This is a genomic window from Shewanella goraebulensis, from assembly GCF_030252245.1.
Classification (GTDB): domain Bacteria; phylum Pseudomonadota; class Gammaproteobacteria; order Enterobacterales; family Shewanellaceae; genus Shewanella; species Shewanella goraebulensis.
On the sequence record NZ_CP126972.1, the window covers coordinates 1,220,264 to 1,238,084 of the forward strand.

At 40.2% G+C, this 17,821-nt stretch carries 14 protein-coding genes; 7 read left to right on the forward strand and 7 right to left on the reverse strand.

Features of this window, described 5'->3' with window-relative positions; translation table 11 throughout:
* Positions 1 to 183: 183 nt before the first annotated feature.
* The 3 genes from QPX86_RS05005 to QPX86_RS05015 all read right to left on the reverse strand — a co-directional run bounded on the left by QPX86_RS05005 (position 184) and on the right by QPX86_RS05015 (position 4,919).
* Positions 184 to 1,800: a bifunctional aspartate transaminase/aspartate 4-decarboxylase gene (locus tag QPX86_RS05005; protein WP_285164531.1), complete on the reverse strand. Its 1,617-nt coding sequence runs from the start codon at positions 1,798 to 1,800 to the stop codon at positions 184 to 186.
* A gap of 105 nt (positions 1,801 to 1,905) precedes the next feature.
* Positions 1,906 to 3,609, reverse strand: a complete 1,704-nt coding sequence (aspT, locus tag QPX86_RS05010) for an aspartate-alanine antiporter (protein WP_055024779.1) — start codon at positions 3,607 to 3,609, stop codon at positions 1,906 to 1,908.
* 422 nt (positions 3,610 to 4,031) lie between these two features.
* Entirely contained in the window at positions 4,032 to 4,919 is an 888-nt protein-coding gene (locus tag QPX86_RS05015) for a LysR family transcriptional regulator (protein ID WP_285164532.1), read from the reverse strand.
* Positions 4,920 to 5,323: 404 nt separating this feature from the next.
* On the opposite strand from QPX86_RS05015, the gene QPX86_RS05020 reads away from it, so the two are divergent.
* The 5 genes from QPX86_RS05020 to QPX86_RS05040 all read left to right on the forward strand — a co-directional run bounded on the left by QPX86_RS05020 (position 5,324) and on the right by QPX86_RS05040 (position 10,336).
* The gene (locus QPX86_RS05020) at positions 5,324 to 5,527 is read left to right on the forward strand and encodes a DUF1656 domain-containing protein (RefSeq protein ID WP_055024777.1); all 204 of its coding nucleotides are present in this window, start codon (positions 5,324 to 5,326) and stop codon (positions 5,525 to 5,527) included.
* A 24-nt stretch (positions 5,528 to 5,551) separates the two neighbouring features.
* Positions 5,552 to 6,415 (forward strand): efflux RND transporter periplasmic adaptor subunit, encoded by an 864-nt coding sequence (locus QPX86_RS05025; protein ID WP_055024776.1) that lies wholly within the window; start codon positions 5,552 to 5,554, stop codon positions 6,413 to 6,415.
* Between the two features lie 83 nt (positions 6,416 to 6,498).
* Positions 6,499 to 8,001 (forward strand): FUSC family protein, encoded by a 1,503-nt coding sequence (locus QPX86_RS05030; RefSeq protein ID WP_220753153.1) that lies wholly within the window; start codon positions 6,499 to 6,501, stop codon positions 7,999 to 8,001.
* A gap of 331 nt (positions 8,002 to 8,332) precedes the next feature.
* Positions 8,333 to 9,283 (forward strand): hypothetical protein, encoded by a 951-nt coding sequence (locus QPX86_RS05035; RefSeq protein WP_285164533.1) that lies wholly within the window; start codon positions 8,333 to 8,335, stop codon positions 9,281 to 9,283.
* A gap of 483 nt (positions 9,284 to 9,766) precedes the next feature.
* Entirely contained in the window at positions 9,767 to 10,336 is a 570-nt protein-coding gene (locus QPX86_RS05040; RefSeq protein WP_285164534.1) for a hypothetical protein, read from the forward strand.
* Positions 10,337 to 10,367: 31 nt separating this feature from the next.
* Here the strand turns inward: QPX86_RS05040 and QPX86_RS05045 are convergent, their stop codons facing one another.
* Positions 10,368 to 11,315 (reverse strand): LysR family transcriptional regulator, encoded by a 948-nt coding sequence (locus QPX86_RS05045; protein WP_285164535.1) that lies wholly within the window; start codon positions 11,313 to 11,315, stop codon positions 10,368 to 10,370.
* A gap of 172 nt (positions 11,316 to 11,487) precedes the next feature.
* On the opposite strand from QPX86_RS05045, the gene QPX86_RS05050 reads away from it, so the two are divergent.
* Complete coding sequence (locus QPX86_RS05050; protein WP_285164536.1) at positions 11,488 to 11,703, forward strand: hypothetical protein; 216 nt, start codon at positions 11,488 to 11,490, stop codon at positions 11,701 to 11,703.
* On the forward strand, positions 11,697 to 12,659 hold the full coding sequence (locus QPX86_RS05055) for a sodium-dependent bicarbonate transport family permease (RefSeq protein ID WP_285164537.1): 963 nt from the start codon (positions 11,697 to 11,699) through the stop codon (positions 12,657 to 12,659). Before QPX86_RS05050 ends, QPX86_RS05055 begins: the two co-directional genes overlap by 7 nt.
* Positions 12,660 to 12,691: 32 nt before the next feature.
* Here the strand turns inward: QPX86_RS05055 and QPX86_RS05060 are convergent, their stop codons facing one another.
* Genes QPX86_RS05060 through QPX86_RS05070 form a run of 3 tightly spaced genes read right to left on the reverse strand, consistent with a single transcriptional unit; the run spans position 12,692 to position 17,347 of the window.
* Positions 12,692 to 14,761 (reverse strand): putative bifunctional diguanylate cyclase/phosphodiesterase, encoded by a 2,070-nt coding sequence (locus QPX86_RS05060; protein ID WP_285164538.1) that lies wholly within the window; start codon positions 14,759 to 14,761, stop codon positions 12,692 to 12,694.
* Positions 14,762 to 14,765: 4 nt separating this feature from the next.
* Positions 14,766 to 15,305 carry a YfiR family protein gene (locus QPX86_RS05065; protein WP_285164539.1) on the reverse strand — a complete coding sequence of 180 codons (540 nt, stop codon included), beginning with the start codon at positions 15,303 to 15,305 and terminating at the stop codon, positions 14,766 to 14,768.
* 8 nt (positions 15,306 to 15,313) lie between these two features.
* Positions 15,314 to 17,347: a TonB-dependent receptor plug domain-containing protein gene (locus tag QPX86_RS05070; RefSeq protein ID WP_220753214.1), complete on the reverse strand. Its 2,034-nt coding sequence runs from the start codon at positions 17,345 to 17,347 to the stop codon at positions 15,314 to 15,316.
* Between the last annotated feature and the right edge of the window lie 474 nt (positions 17,348 to 17,821).

The following is a 17,821-nucleotide window of genomic DNA, read 5'->3' on the forward strand; positions in this document are numbered from 1 at the left end:
TCGCTTAGTATGGATATATCAATAATAGACATAGTAGTCTGTGATCTTGAAGTGTTTAAGCTACACATAAACCACAACTTAAGCGCTGAGTGCATGGCAAAACCTGCATGAATAAACGTAATAAAACGCCAATCTTATGATTGGCGTTTATCGTCATGCTAATAGATTAACTTATTAAATCAATTAAGCTTGAGCGGCTTGGTATTCAGTGAAGTAGTCATCTAAAACTGAGCGAGTTTCACGGCCAATTAACTCATATTCATAGTGAGTTAAATTAGCTAGAGAAACACGTACAGATGGATGAACAACATCAAAGCCTTTACCTGGTAGTAAAATCACGCCAGTTTTATGGGCTAAACGGAATAGGAAGTCTTTACCTTTACCGTGTTCTTTAAACCAGGTGACAAACGCGTCACCATAAAGCTTGCCACCTAAAGTATCTAGCTCAAGTAAGGTGTAGTAATCAACACGATCTTCGTTGTCTTCAACTTCAACACCCATGTTTTTATAGAGTGTGATGTAACGTTCACGAATAATACGTTTACAAGCCGCTTTGTAGTTATCTTCTAAGTCCATTAAACAGTTTAGAGAGAATAAGGCCATTTGCACTTGCTGTGGTAATGCTAAACCCGCAGTGTGGTTTAGTGCTACCGCGCGGCTATCTGCAACGATACGGTCGATAAATTTAATGCTACGTGGATCGGGCGTGATTGTTTTGTAACGGTTATCCAACTCTAGTTGATGTGCTTCAGGTAAGGCGCGCATAGCATCATCAAATACATTGCTGTGATGAATACCAATCGTACCTAAACGCCAGCCGGTTGCACCAAAGTATTTTGAGAATGAGTAAACACATAAAGTGTTGTATGGCAGTTTGGCAAACAAAGACACAAAGTTGTCGGCAAAAGTGCTATATACGTCATCAGTAATGATGAATAAGTCGCTACGTTGGGTGCTTACAAAGTCAGTTAAACGGTTAAGTGTATCGTTTGAAAACTTAACCGATGCTGGGTTAGCAGGGTTAACAACACATAATAGTTTGATGTCTGTATCCGCTAATTTTTCAATTTCTGACTGTGGTAACTGCCAAGTGGTTTCGTCTAGACGGATCTCAACAATTTCAAGGTCGTACTCAGCTAGCTCTGGGATCTCTAAGTAAGGCGTAAAGATTGGCGTGATTAACGCGATTTTATCGCCTTTCTTAAGTAAGCCATTGTTAGCCATTGTCGCAAAAGTATAGGTCATTGATGCTGTGCCACCTTCGGTAGAAAACAGGTCAAAGTTAGTGGTCATTGGCATATCGCCATACATTTCTTCACCGATGTACTGTTTTACTACTTTCTCGATGTTGGTTAGCATGCGTGAAGGGACAGGGTAGTTACAGGCTAAAAATGCGTTTACAAATTCGTGTAAGAAAGACTGCTTTTCAATGCCTAAGCGATCTTTTGCGTAGCTAATGGCTTTTTGTAAAAACTCAACGCCTTCTCTGCCTTGATTAGCTTTAGCAAACGTATCGAAACGTTCAACAACGCCTTCGCCATCAGGGATACCACCAAAGCCTTCATTTAAGTAAGAATAGCTGCGCTCTGACTCTTCTAATGCAAAGTCACCTAAGCGTAAAAATGCTTTACGTGGCAGGGTTGCTAGGAAGTTTGGGTTACCACGACCTGCATCTAATAAGGTGCGATCAGGTACTGTTTGTGCCACTTCAATCAACTTATCTTTTAGCTCAAATGGGCTTAAGTTAGCAAATTGGGTGAAATCGATAGCCATTGCTGTATCAGTGTGTTGGTTATTCATAATGTTTACCTGTTTATATTTAATAAAATTAATGTGTTGGCGAGTAAGTTGAGTTGAACTCACTCGCCGAATTCATGCTATTTAGTAGAAATTAATGAGTAGAAACTATTGAGTTGAAATGATGCCGACAATGATTGGGCCCCAAAGGGTGAGCAATACATTGGCAATGGCATAGGTCACGGTGAAAGCAAAAACCGGTGTTGCGTTACCTGCTTTTTCAAGTAAGGCTGCGAATGCTGGGTTTGCGCTTCGGCCACCAGATACACAAGCTAATGCTTCAATTGGGTTCTTAATTTTCAATACGTAGTAAGAAATAAAGAATGAAATGATTTGCGGAATAATGGTTACCGCCATACCCAAGAACAATAAAGTTAATCCATGTTCTTTAATGGTATTAATGGCTTCTGGCCCGGCTTGTAGGCCGACAATACCGACAAAGACTGCTAAACCAAAATCACGTAAGAAGTTAGACGCACCTAAAGGTAGAGAGCCTATTGCTGGTTTACGACTACGTAACCAACCGACGAATAAACCTGAGATTAAACAACCTGCACCAGAACCGATGGTGACCGGAATGCCAGCAATTTCGAAGCTGATTAGGCCAATTAACAGACCTGCAACCATACCTAGACCAAAGAAAATAAAGTCTGTAGCAAAGGCTGAACCCAAACGTTTACCGATAGATTTTTCAACACGGTTAATGTCTTTTGCGTTACCAGTTAGTTGGATGATGTCGTCTTTCGCTACGACGAAATCAGCACTGATAACTTGTGAATGACCACCACGGATAATATCGGTGATATACACACCACGGTATGTATCGATATTGGCTTGTGCTTTTATTTGCGCAATTGTTTTACCGACCAATTTGGCATCTTTAGCAATCAGTTGACGATTTTCTTCGATTAACACTGTGCCTGTCGGAATAGCGACTTCACTAGTGGCTGCACCCATATGACCCGCAATCGCTTCACGGCGACCCGTAACAATCACTATGTCACCGGCCTTGATTGAAACCGCTTTGTCGAGCTCTATGTCGCTGCCATCTCGAGCAATCATTTCGATAGCAATAGCAAGCATGTCTTTATTGATTTGCTGAATCGTTCTGCCAATAAATGGATTATTCTCATCAACTTTATAAGCACGTGAAACTAAATCAGTGATGGCGTTAAACTCACCAGGTGCCAGTTCAGGTTTACCCCCTGACATTGATTCAGCTAGTTTGATTGCTTCACCACGGATATCCCATTTCATAAAGGTAGGAATTAACCATGACACCATCAAAATTGGACCTAAAGAACCAAAAATGTAGGTAACGGCATAACCTACAGCCACATTGGTCTGCATCATTTGTTTGGCTTCTTCAGTGACATTACCTAACTGAGATATTGCATCACCAGCGGTACCAATGATGGCTGATTGAGTGAGACCACCTGCAGCAAGACCTGCGGCGGTGCCACTATCAAGATCAAACATCATTGCTGCAGCAAGTACACACAATAAGCCTGTTACAGTCATGACAACTGCTGATAGGAGGATATTAATGGTTCTAAAGTTGAGCGCACTGAAAAATTGTGGCCCGCCTTGATAACCGACGGCGTAGATAAATAACGCGAAAAAGATGGTTTTTACACCAGGATCTATTTGAACTCCGAATTGGCCAATTAGTACACCCATGATCAAGGTTCCTGCCACACCACCTAGCACAAAGCGGCCGATAGTGATTTTACCAATGAGGTAACCTAGAGCGAGTGTTATAAATAAAGCGATATAAGGAGATATGGCAAATAGTTGTTCGATAATGCTCATAGTATTTGCTGCCTTAAAAATTAATAGTTCTTTAGTGAATGTTCACTGATTTAGTTGAAACTCAAACCAATTCACCGAAGAACTGAACTTGTAAGTGAGGGGCGTGGTTTCGGCAGCAATGTTAGGGGGATAAATTAAACATGTTTAATCTTATATGAAGGATCAAACCCTCTATAAATTATTGGTAAATTTGATGAACAACTGGAAGTGATTTTTAAGCTAATGATTATAAGAGATAAAGTCTCTAACCTTGGTAAGGTCGCCGAAAATACATATTTAGAGTTTTTACTCAAATATATCCATTAAGAGATATAAAAAAAGCCAGATAAATATTGAAGATGACAAAAAAAGAGTGGATTTAGATAAAAAAAGACTGCAGCTTATCCGAAAATAAGCTGGTGCTAGAAATGGTGCTGAAAAGCTTAACCTTGGTAATTGGCGAATACCTTAACGATATTCTTTTTAATCGGTGCCACTTGTTTTGAGGGGGGGGACCACATTGCAATCGGGACGTTCAAATGGTCTTGTATTTCATCGCATTCAAAGGTTACGAGGTTCTCTTTAAAAAGTTGAGAGTTGATGACTGAACTCGGTAACACTGCCCAGCCAATATTCTGTTGCACAAATTTTATTACCAATGCCATTTGATCAATGGCTTCATAATCGGCAGATAAAACCACTTTTTCTTTCATGTCGTCATCAATCATCGACTTGAGCACGAGCTGTCGTGATGATTTCATCACAGATAAGGCTTTACTCTTTGGGGTTGTTGCTAAGGGGTGTTCTTTACCAGCATAGAGAAGAAACTGTAAATTTTTTAAAAACGTAAAGTCGATGCTATTAACGATTTTACTGCTATAAACGTTGACTATCGCAACATGGATAGTCCCATTTTCAATGCCTTTCTTAATTTCCGGTTTGGTTCGTACAACAAAGTGGACTTTCATATTCGGAAATTCAACATCAAGACTTTTACGTATTTCAGCTAATATCCCTTGGGGTAAAAAACTGCAATACGCAATAGTGATAGATTCAAGCCCACCATAAGATAAACTCAAGGCGACTTTATCAAAGGTCAGTGCTTGTTGAACTGTGGTTTTAGCGTATTGATAAAGTAACTCACCATCTTCAGTGGCTTCAACACTTCTACCAATTCGATGAAATAATTCTACTGCAACCTGATCTTCAAGATTAGTAATGACTTGTCCAATGGTGGTTCGATGTTTTTCAAGTTTGGCAGCAGCTTTACTAAAGGAGCGCAGCTCATATACTGCAACGAATGCGCGTAACTGCTCTAAGCTAAAATTCATTGGTTATTGGCTCCTATATCAATTAAGTACGCAAGTTTACGCAGCACTAGTTTTACGAGATTAAACACAAAGTTAATTAAGTTTTTACTCATCATTTCAGTGTAATCAAGCTTGAGACTAAATGATACCATTTGTCTATCACTATGCTGTGAACGGACTATTCTTTATCGGTTTGTGAACAGAGTGGGCGCGGTGTTAAGCAGCTTGTTTAGAGACTGTGTTACATCAGATTACGCATCCCTCACTAATAAGCGGCAGAAGGTAATGTTTAGCTTGAAGGGTCAAGTCCTCCCAAAGCGATTACGACGATGTCCCATAATCCCATAAAATAATGCCATTAATGAGTGAAATGACATTGTGTCCTCCGTTTTGCTCTTTCGTATATAACCTTATTGGTGACTCAGATGCCTCATGAATTTGCTATTGGAGAAGTGTATTTTCCGCCCCTGCTCATTACTGTGATGTTGGCTTATTTTATAACCGTCGCGTTGGTGTTTATTGCAAACAAACTCGGTTGGCAAAGAGTGATCGTTATGCCTGCTTTAGTCGAGCTTTGTCTGGTGGCGATTATCACCGTGTTATTAAGCAGATTTATTGCATTTACCTAATTCATCAGATTTTTGGAGTTTGTTATGTTTCGTATAATTACTACGCTGGTGATGGTTGCGATTGCTGCCGTTGCAGTGTTAAGCCAATACCAAGATTACAGTGCTAATCCGTGGACTCGAGATGGTCAGGTAAGAGCTCATATTATTCAGATAACCCCGAGAGTGACGGGACCTGTGACTCAGGTATTAGTGGAAGATAATAGCCAAGTAAAGAAAGGGCAATTGCTGTTTGAGATTGATCCTAGCCTTTACCGTGCAGAGTTAAGCAATGCTAAAGCAAAACAGTTGCAGGCTATGGCTTTATTAGATAAAGCTAAAAATGAGAATCACCGGGCTATGGCGCTTGAAAGTCGTAAGCACGGAACGGTTTCAGAACTTGATTTAAATAACTTTCAAAATGCTGTGCAAACCGCACAGGCTAATTTGGCCGCTGCAGATGCTGTTGTAGAACAGGCAGAACTCAATATGGCCTATACCCATGTCACAGCACCTACCGATGGCTTTATTACTAACCTTAATTTAAGACAGGGCGCCCAGGTTGTGGCAAACAATCCTGTTGTAGCCTTGATTGATCAAAATAGTTTTTGGATTGAAGGCTTCTTTAAAGAAACGGATTTACAAGGCGTCAATATTGGAGACAAGGCTCAAGTCACCTTAATGATGAATCCAAATAGCCCTATTAATGCTCAAGTAGAAAGTATTGGGTACGGTATCGCCAAATCAGATGGCAGCACGGGTAATACATTATTACCAAACGTGAACCCTAACTTTCAGTGGATCCGTCTCGCGCAGCGCATTCCTGTCAAAGTGCATCTAGAGCAAGTGCCTGAGAGTGTGCAACTGCGAGTGGGGACAACGGCATCTGTACAAATATATACCGGCGTTTAATTTCTGGTTAACCGAACCGTTTATATCGGTGAGTTGAGCTGCATGAGTTGGTTGTGATACTCACTGAAATTGGGGATAAAAAAATGTTAAGTCGCGCAATGAAAGAAGCGATTAAGGTTTCGTTAGCCTTTACCAGCGCAATTGTACTGGCAATATTTTTTGGCTGGGACAAACCCTATTGGGCGGCCATCACAGTCGTGACCTTAGCGTCAAATGAATCATTTAGCCACTCCATTAAAGCTGCGCATAACCGTATTTTAGGTACACTTGTTGGTGCCAGTATGGCGATTGGTTTGGTTGCTTTTTTTGCTCAAGATCGATTCCTGTTTATTGGTAGTTTTATACTACTGGCTGGCATATTTACTGCGATGTCTTATGACCGTAAGAATGGTTACTTTTTCAGAATCGCATTTATTGTCTGTGCATTAATAAGCTTTATGGGCAGCTTTGATGATGCAATATCAGTCAAGATTATCTTTTTAAGGCTACAAGAAACCATACTAGGAGTTGTTGTATTTTCATTGGTATATCAATTTTTATGGCCAATGAATTCAGAGGTAGAGTTTTACGAGCAGCAAAAAAGCACATCAAAGGGGCTACATGATTTGGTGGTGGAGTTGACCGAATGTGTCAGTGGTAAAAGAGCCTACACCCAAGAGACAGTAGCTGACTATCAAGCAAGATTATTGGCAATGTCGAATAACATTAAGTCTCACAGTTTAATTTTAGATTTACCTGCTGCAGGTAGCTATCAGCTGTCACAACAGCGTAAGCACTGGAGAAAACTGACTCTTGCTAGCGATGAAGCCATTGTTAAATTACAAGCTTGGTTAGACAAAGCGGCGCCATTAGTGAATAACACAGCGCTTCCATCTGACTCTGAACATCAACAGGGGAGCACTTTACTTAGTGAACTTGCGAATGAAGCCGTCATTATTGAACTGAATGAACAGCTAATTGAAATCAGTGACACGGTTAGTTTAATTAGAGAGGCAAGGCGTGAGCTGCACAAGTCAGCAGGCCAACTGAATCATTCTTTTGATGCAGTCGAAAAGATTAAAGTTACGAGTCATTGGCAACATGTTATTAAGCAATGGAATAATCCAACACCATTATCAATACGGCTTAAAGACTCGGCGATTGTGATGGTGTCGCTAATGGCCAGTTTTGCTTTATGGATATATTTGCCGCTGCCAAATGGTTATATGTTCCCCATGTTAGCGGCTGTATTCGCCATAAACCTTGTTACTATGCCAAAGTTCATTGTTAATCAAGCCTTGGTAGGGATGTGTGTATCAGGCACGTTAGTGCTACTACAATATACGTTCATCATGCCAGCATTGACTGAAATCTGGCAGCTTGCGGCATTCTATTTTATAAATTTACTGATTATTTGGCGGGTATGTTCAACGCCTGAATTGGCGGTTCAAAAAGTGATTGGAGCGAATTTATTAGTTGTATTAACCATGAGTGCATTGTATCTCACCCCGAGCTTCGATATTACCGCCTCACTTAATATGTTCGTACAGGTATTTTTAGCCTTAGGCGTGATTCGCTTTTTTATTGCTTGGTGCAAAGAGGGGTAAACAATTTGAAGAGTCTAGTGACTTAACAATCGCTAGGCTTATTTTGTCATTGGGCTAGAAACCCCCATAAAAGCTGACTTTTAAATGTTAATTTCAATTAATTGATTGCGTCATTAAGCTTGCGAGGATGTGATTGTTTATTGAGCTTAACTTTGCAAGGCTTAACAAAAAATCGTTTTACCTACGCTGCTTTTTTACACAGTTTACCCTCGGTTAACATTAAAGGTAATAACACTTTAATTCTCAAATTAGTCTTGTAGTATGCCAACAAATTATATTGTTCCTTCATTTTTTTCGTGAAAATGATGTGTGCTGAGTTGGGAATAACATCATGCTTATTGAGCATCAAACTGTTCGTTTACAAGTTGATAATGTACTAGTGCAGTATCATATTTTTGATACGAATGAACCTTTGATGGTGACTTTCCCCCCTAACTGCCAAGCTTTAACACAAGATCAAGTTGATGCCGATAAGCAGGCTTGGAGCTTTCAATTTTTTAGCAAGCGGAAAATGAATATTATCGCCTTTAATCATATTGGTGGGGACGATCATTATTTTGATTCTTTCATTTTTGCGCAATTTCTTCAAAAATTGTCACTCGCGCTGCAGCAATTCCCGAAAAGAATAGGCTATGGCGTGAGTAAAGGTGGATTTGCTACCGCCTTTCATGCCGACACGCTAAAGTTGGATAAAGCGTTACTGTTAATGCCGGTGAGTACCTATTGGCAGCCTTCAGCGCCTTGGGACCCTAAACTCGAGAAGCATTTTCAACTGCAAAAAGGCAATATGTCCCATCTCAATGCGAGTGAGTGCAAAACGCCTTTGACCATCATTTATGATCCTTTATACAAACCTGATGCTAATCATAAAGCCTGCTTTAAAAGCTGTAATGCTAGCTATCGTTTACCTGGTGTAGGACACCGAATAGCAAGAGCATTGGTTGATATAGGCTTATTAAAAGACATTATTCTAGCGTTCAGGGAAGGTGAAATTGATTCTGCTCGTTTTTACCAAGCGGCGCGCAAGAGAAGGTATTTATCTTATTACTTTCGTTCTCTTGATAAAGTGCATGTCGGAACCGTTTCCAAAAAACGTTTAGCAATAATCTACTTACACAAGTTTTATCGATATAAAGAACAAAGTATTGATCTTGATAAAATCAAAGCTAGATTACAAGAAAGTGTGTGTAAACGCCTAGATTATGTATGTTGCCTTGTACACGGGAAAAAAATACTTGCCATAAGAAATGTTGCAGCGGGGTCGGCATTGGTTTTCTGCTAACTCACTTTTACATCGATAGCATAAGAAGAAAACGAGCTTTGACTCGTTTTTTTATGCCTACATATTGATGAATTCAAGGTTGACGCCTTTTTTATTTACTTCCTTATTTACTTTCTTATTTACTTCCTTATTTACTTTCTTATTTACTTTCTTATTTACTTTCTTATTTACTTTCTTATTTACTTTCTTATTTACTTTCTTATTTACTTTCTTATTTACTTTCTTATTTACTTTCTTATTTACTTTCTTATTTACTTTCTTATTTACTTTCTTATTTACTTTCTTATTTACTTTCTTATTTACTTTCTTATTTACTTCCTTTCTTCCTTTCTTCCTTTCTTCTACTCGGTATATTTTTCATGATTGGTTGTTATTCATTTCTTGCAACGACGAAATAAATACAGTTGGCGCTTAATGGTAACTAATGTCAATTGAAATAGGTGATTATTTGTTCATCGAATACTTCGTTGAAAAGGAAATAACATGTTTACATTAACCAATAAGTCGCTAGTCCAATTTACTGGAATATTTTCGACTTTTGCTCTTGCTATAGCAATTAACTTTTCAACGGTGAACGACAGTTATGCAGCCCAGTATGTTTTTCCTCAGCAAAACCAAACCAGTGAACAGCAGGCTGTTGATGAAACGAGTTGCAACAGCTGGGCGGTATCTCAAACTGGCTATAACCCAAGCCAACCGCATACAGTAACAGTGGCTTCACAATCTCAAGCTGCACCTGATAACAGTGATTCGGCTGAACGAGGTTCTGGTATGCGCGGTGCAATGGCAGGCGCAGCGGCAGGAGCTATGATTGCTGAATTTGGGGATGATGACAGAAGTGATGCGGCGCAAAATGGTGCAGCCATTGGTGCAGTCGCTGCTAGACGTCAAAGTCGTCGCAGTAATATGCAACAAGCAGAGCAACAACAGGCGGCTGCTCAACAGGCAGCGCAGCAACAAGCTCAAGTACAAGCTGCAAATGTCGAAGGTGAACAGAATTATTATCAAGCTCGCGCAGCTTGCCTTGAAGGTAAAGGCTACAGCGTGAACTAATCTATTAACTCAATCCAATTATGAGCAAGGGTTATGATTCTATGCCATTACGTTGTAACTCTTGCTCCAATAACTGCCTGCCATTACTCTGAATATGTTCTAAAAATTGTTGTGCAATAACAGTTTGTCGTTTTGATTTAGACCAAACAAAAAACCATTTTGCATTTATCGGAAGCTCTTTAATTGGCAGACGAATTAAGTCATTTTGGCCGCCATATGTCAGCGTGTGAGCTGATAGAATCGAGATCCCTAACTTGGCCATCACACAATGTTTAATTGCTTCGTTACTTTCGATAGTCATCTTTACGTTTGGGTTTAGTTCATGCTCTTTAAAGAAAGCCTCAATCGCATGGCGGGTGCCTGAGCCTTTTTCTCTTATCAGAAACGGTGCTTGGCAAAGCTGTTTAAGGCTAACTTGTTTTTGTTGAGCAAGCGGGTGCGCTTGATGGGCAATGGCCACTAATGGGTTTTGTAACAGCTCAATGCTGTCAGAATCACTATCAATTGGCGGATGACTGAATACGTAAAAGTCATCAATACCTTGCTTTAAACGCTCAATGGTTTGTTCACGGTTACCTACATTTAATTGAATATCAATTTCAGGAAACTGCTCGCAAAAAGGGCCCAATAAATGCGGAATAAAGTATTTGGATGTGGTCACAACTGCAATACGTAATGTACCAGACTGACCTTGACGCATTTTACCCAGTGACATATCTAAACGAGCAAAACTGTCTAAGACTTCCACAGCTGTTTTGACCATTTCTAAGCCTGTTTCAGTAAAGACTAATTTTCGGTTAGTGAAACGGTAAATGGGTTCACCGACGGCTTCTGCAAGCTTTTTCATTTGAATTGAGACCGTAGGCTGAGTGAGGAATAATGCTTTAGCGGCTTCGTTTATGCCACCTTTATCATGAACAGCTAACAGAATTTCTAATTGCCTGATGGTGCCAATGTGGGCGTGTAATCTTGATTGCATGTTAACGACTCTTAGATGAACGATTACTTTTCGATTCAATTTACTTTGTGAGCTTACTTGAAAAATCAATATAGATACTAGTCTATTTGACCTATAGGTAATATCAATTTTTATCTATTTTATTCTGTTGTCATAATGCCGTCATAAATATCATTGAGCAGAGGTGAACATGATGGATAGGCAATGGGTGTTTTGTGTGGTGGTGGCAGTGTTAATGATGTTGCTTGGCGCTTGGGTCGCAAAATCAGACGCTGTTGGTCTAGGATTAATAGCTGCTGGGTTAGGCTTGTTTCTATTGAGCTTTTTTACTGCGTATTTAGGCCGAGATAAGCTAAAGACACCTGATTTAGTTCAGTCTGTTATAAAGGATAAAAACGAATTATGTTAATTAACATTGGTTTTTTCCTGTTGGGTGTTTTTGCTGTCTTGTCAGGAACCAAAATTGCTTTTCCTAAAAGTTTCTATCAAGCCTTAATGCTGTTTTTAATGATTGCCATTGGGTTAAAAGGGGGCGTGGCATTGGCTGAGCACGCGTCATGGACATTGTTTACCCAGTCTTTATACATATTAGCTTTTGGCTTGATACTACCGTTTATAGCCTTTGCTATTTTGTATTATATCGGTTTGTTTGAACGTCATGACGCCGCATCAATCGCTGCACATTATGGCTCGGTGAGTGTAGGCACATATGCTGTCGCCGTAGCGTATTTAGAAAGTCAGCAAATACGCTATGAAGCTTACATCCCTTTATTTGTCGTCCTACTCGAAATGCCTGCAATTGTGGTGGGTATTATGCTGGCTAAACCGAGTTTATTTAGGCAGAAAAAATCAATAGCCCAAGAGGAAAATGATAAACACGCTAGTAAGGCCTTATTACATGAAATGTTTTTCAATCAAGGGATAGTATTGATGGTGGGCAGTTTAGTGATTGGGTTTGTGGCTGCCGATGAGATTCAATCAATTACACCAGTATTTTTTAGTTTATTTAATGGTGTGTTGGCATTGTTTTTACTGGAAATGGGCATGGTTGCAGCAAGTCGTTTAGAAGATATTAAGCGAGCTGGAAGCTTTATTTTAGCCTATAGCATGGCAATGCCGCTCATTGGCGGTGTGTTAGGTTGTGGTTTAGGTGTGTTGATGGGGCTTTCAAGTGGCGGGGCGATTTTAATTGCAGTCTTGGGGGCAAGCGCGTCATATATTGCCGTACCCGCGGCGATGCGAGTCGCATTGCCACAAGCAAATCATAGTTTATCTATTAGTGCCTCTTTGGGGATTACGTTTCCGTTTAATGTGATGATTGGGATCCCTGTGTATACCGTGATGACGCTGTGGTTTGTCAATTAACGTTCCCATTACTGCGATGGCAGGGAAGCTGTTTAATGGGATGAAAGGCTGTTGCTAGATGAAACGATATCTTCACAGCCTTTTACATATAGGCGATAGAATTCTGCTTTAGTGAGCGGTTTTGAAAACATAAACCCTTGTAGATAATCACATGACAGTTGTTTTAATAACTGTTGCTGAGCAGGCGTTTCAATGCCCTCGGCGACGACTTTAACACCTATGTTATGTGCCATTGTCGTGATCGCTCTGACTAAGGCTGCGCTGCTCTCATTGGTGGTGATATTGGTGATAAAAGAACGATCAATTTTAATGATGTCGATATCGAGTTCTTGTAAATAGGCTAACGACGAATAACCTATGCCAAAATCGTCAATAGCGACTTTGATGCCATTGTTATTGAGCAGCTTTAATTGCTGCTTTATTGATGAGTCCGGTGTCATTAAGGTATTTTCAGTGACTTCAATGAGAAACGAGCCATGGGGTAGCTTGGACTTGTTACAGTCTAATATCCATTGGTCAATCCAGGTGCCAGAACGATCTATCTCGATAGGGGATGTATTGACACTAATTTGAATGACGTTTCCGCTGGTTTGATAAAACTCAATTGCATCGGCAATGGCTTGTTTACGCACCCAATTGCCGATGTCGACTATTAAGCCGTTTTCTTCTGCTAGAGGAATAAAATCATCGGGTTCTATTGTGCCTAGTTTAGGGTGCTGCCAGCGGATTAAGGCTTCGACTTTTTTGACTACAGAACCATTAATATCAAGGATAGGCTGATACATTAATAGGAATTGCTCTTCTTTTACAGCTTGTCTTAATTCCTCTGTTAATCGTCTTTTAGCAAGCGCTTGTTCTTCCATAGCGAACGAGAAAAACTCATAGCGATTACGTCCTTTATTTTTTGATAAATACATGGCCTGATCAGCATGTTTGACCACATCTTCTATGGTTTCCCCATCGTTTGGATAGAAAGTTAATCCGATACTGCTGGTAATATAAACCTGCTCATCTTTAATGGTGATTGGCTTCACTAAGCTGTTTTTTATGACCTCTGCAATTTCGCTAGCACGGCGCTGTTCATTGATGCCTTCGACAATTAATGTGAATTCATCGCCACCTAGGCGAGCGACAGTGTCATGGCCTCTTACACAGTTTTTCAAGCGTTTAGCGACTTGCTGTAATAGTAAGTCGCCATAGTCATGGCCAAGGGTATCGTTAATCTCTTTAAAGCCATCAAGGTCAATAAAGATTAATGCGAAAATCATATTGTCAGTGTCAATTAAGGACTGAAGTTTCTCATAAAAATAACGGCGATTAGGTAGGTCTGTTAAGCCATCTTGATAAGCATATTGGTGTAACTTTTCATTGGCGCTTTCAAGCTCTTCAGTGCGACTTTTTACTTGGCTTTCTAGGCGTTTGTCCCGTTGTTCAATGGTTTCAAGCATGTCGTTAAAGTGCGAGCTTAATTTTCCGACCTCGTCATCGGATAGCTCCTTCGCGCGTAAGCTATAGTCGTTAGAGTCAGACACTCGCTCTGCAATGGTGGCTAGATGTAAAATAGGGCTTAAAAAGCGTCGACGTAAAATTAACGATATTGAAAAACTGATCCCGAGTGCGAATATCAATAAAATAATAATAAATTGACCGTAAAACTTCACTCGGGTGTTGATGTAGCTGTCATCGGCTAATATTTGAATTTGGCCATATTCTTGTCCATCTAATGTCAGCGCATTACTAATTTGTGTCACATTTAGCGCAGTGCTGAGTATGCTATTGGAGTCATCGGTTTCTTGGCTGACAAAAGCAATGACGTTACCTTGGTTATCGGTCACAGTCACTGAAACAATGTCACCACGAAGCAAGATAGGTGTAATTAATTCATTGATGGCATCTTGATCATCAAATAATACCGCGGCAGTAATATTAGGAGACATCATCTTAGCTAATGTACTTAGCCCATCAATTTGTTCTCGTTTTGCGCTTGTTAATTCGTAAGCACTGAACACAAAAGTGACTGTGATAACGGAGGCGAATGACACCCCCATTAAAATCATGAGTAACTTTTTGCTGATGGTGTTCATTGAGAATAATTTAGTCATCACATCACCTTTCCAGCACGCGACCAAGTCGCAGTACTTTAGAACTCATAGTGATGCCGGATTGCTGTAATTGCTGCGGGGAGACTTCAAACCTGACTTTACCGCTAGCAATGAAAAAACGAATATGTCCGCCTGCCTCAATTAACCCCTTTGATTCGCCCACAACCATTGTGTTTTCAGCAATATAGTCTTGCTGTTTTTGCCAGCTTAACCAATCAGAAAGCGACGCAGATGAAATGAAAAGTAATTGGCATCGATTCACTTGCTCTAATTCAAATTGAATATGTCGAATAGTAATCGGGCGTTTATTGACTGAGCGTTGGTTTAATACTGACTTGGCGGTTTCTGTAAATGATGCATCAGGGCTACATATGACAAATTTATCAGGACTTAATGCGCTGTCATGCCATTCACCGTAACGGGCAAAATTATATAAAAAGCCCGCTTTAAGTGCGTATTCTTGCTCAGCAGCAGCTGCACTTTGGCTAGTTAATAGCAAAAATGAGAATAGTAATACATGCAGAAGCTGAGTGATTTTATGCATTAATTCATTTAAAAATTAGCTGTGACTTTGAACAGCACGCTTTCATCTATGTAGTTGGGGATTGTGTAGGTTTCTTGTCGGTTTGCATATTCAAGATGACTACCAGCAAATAAATTCTTCCCGGTGACTGATACTCCCCAATGCTGACTTACTGCCCAATTCCAGGTTAAATCTAACAAGGTGTAGTTTTCCGTAAGGTATGCATCGCTATTTTCTACTCTGACAGTGGCAAAGATATTATGGCTGTCAAATAGATGGACATCGGCTTTAGCAAAAATCTGTCGAGTCGTAGAGTCTCTGCCAATGGCGGGAAACGTATTTTCAGGAAGGTCGTACTCAAAGGTGTTATAGCTATAACCAAGTTCAGCGTTAAACATATCTGCAGGTACCCAAGATAAAACGATATCGCCACCTTGGGTTGTTAGGTCGGCAGTCGACACAATATCAAATTGAATTGTCGTTTGCGTTAAGGCTTGTAATGCTTGCTGTAATTGACCTGATTGAAATAGGGCAAGGGCCGGGTAAAACTGTTCAACATTAGGGTTGATATCAATAACGGCAACGTCTTCAGCCTCGGTATGATACAGCGAGACATCAAGGTTCCATGATTGCTGTGATAATCGATAACCTAACTCGTAAGATAACGATGTTTCAGCTTCAACGTCATCGTTACCGTTTAAATAGGTTTTAATATGGTATTCATCAATCGCTTCTATGCCTGTAGAAAAAGGCAAAACCTCACTGACTTTTTGACCATTAATCGCGTAATTGTCATTAAATTCAATTAAAGATGGAATACGAACGCTTTGAGATACTGCGCTCCATAGCACTTGGTTCTCTTGCGGTTTCCATAATAATCTTGCTAATGGTTGGTATTCCCAATCAGTTAAGTCATTGTGCTCGGCTCTCGTGCCGAGAACAAGGTCAAGCTCCTCTGGAATAAGAGCAAACTGAGCTTGTATAAAGCCACCATATTGCTGCAGATTATCGAACTCTTTGTCGCTATGCAGGAATAAACTGTCTTCAAAAGAAATGGTACTGTAGCGGTAATTTAAACCCCAATCGAGTTGTAATGCTTGATAAATAAAGTTCATCTGATAGTCGACATCAAATGATTCGAACTCTTCTTGTAGGTAAGTTTGCGAGCCAGATTGATTAAGCCAGGATACTTGTAGCATTTGATTCGCTGAGTCCGACATTCTGTTTTCAAGTCGCGCCATGACCCGTGAGTCTGTTCGCTCTAGTTTGTCGGTAAAAGTGATGTTTCGGTTAGTGTCATCAATCACACCACGATAATTTTGCCCCAATTTTGATTCAGTTATATCGCCTTGCACGAAACCTGACCAATGGTCGCTGGTTGAAAAATCCATCCTCCCACCAAACGAGTACTGCTGAGTGACATCATTAGGCTCTAGTACCAAGCCTTTTTCAGATGCGTCACCATCTTTTACATGACCATAAACCCGATAGCTGCCTATATCACTGATGTCATTGCCATAACGAATATTTGCATCAATATTAACTTGGCTGCCACTGGCGGCATCAGCATATAAGCCTCGTGTATCTAAACTGTTTTTGGTAATGATATTAATCACACCATTGTTGGCGTTACTGCTCCAAAGCTGTCCACCTTGGCCACGAATGACTTCAATGCGTTCAATATCATAAAGCGGTACGTTTAACGTTTCCCAGTACACCGCGGAAAACTGTGGCGTGTAAAGGCTTTGACCATCAATCATCACTAACATTTTACTGGAGAATCTTGATGCAACTCCGCGCGCTGAAATTGCCCACTGATTGTTATCAAGTTGACGTACAACGAGGCCGGGTACCATTTTTAATGCTTCTGGAATAGAGGTTGCGCCAGAGTGGGTAATTCGTTCTTTACTGAGGACATAAATTGAGGTGGCAGTGTCAAATGCGGATTGAGATCGTTTCATTGCAGATGTCACTTGAATGTCCATCGCCATCAGTGACTCTAAATCTAAATCATCGAGGGAGCCTGCGGCATAAGTCATTGGTGACAAAATCACTAGAGGCATTAAAAAAGGTAAATGTGTTCTCAATATTTCATCTCCGACAGTCTATATATGCACGAATTACTTCATGGCGCATTGTGTGCGGCTGTTACATTTTACTTTATCATGTTGAGAAAATGTTAGTGGTCTCGTCTGGTGAAATTATTTCCTTTTGCGATGTGGATCGGCTAAAACGTTGACCAAGCTGAACGTTTGAGTATTGTTGATGCTGACACCAATGTTGATGTTACCAATAAGTGTATATCAAACATCGTCTTTTTGCGTTTTCTTGAGGCGTGAATGTAATAAAAGCCAACAAATGATCTTGTCGGCTTTGATGATAAGACTATGACTGTGAATAAGTAAGCTTGACTCATTGAAGAAAGTAGTAATACGAACGTTCGAAGCCAGGGAGGACAGAGCGTTGGTATTGTTAAGCGAGTTTTGCCTTTCTATATGCTCGTTTTCTTAATGAGTCAGCTTTTAGACAGTCATCGA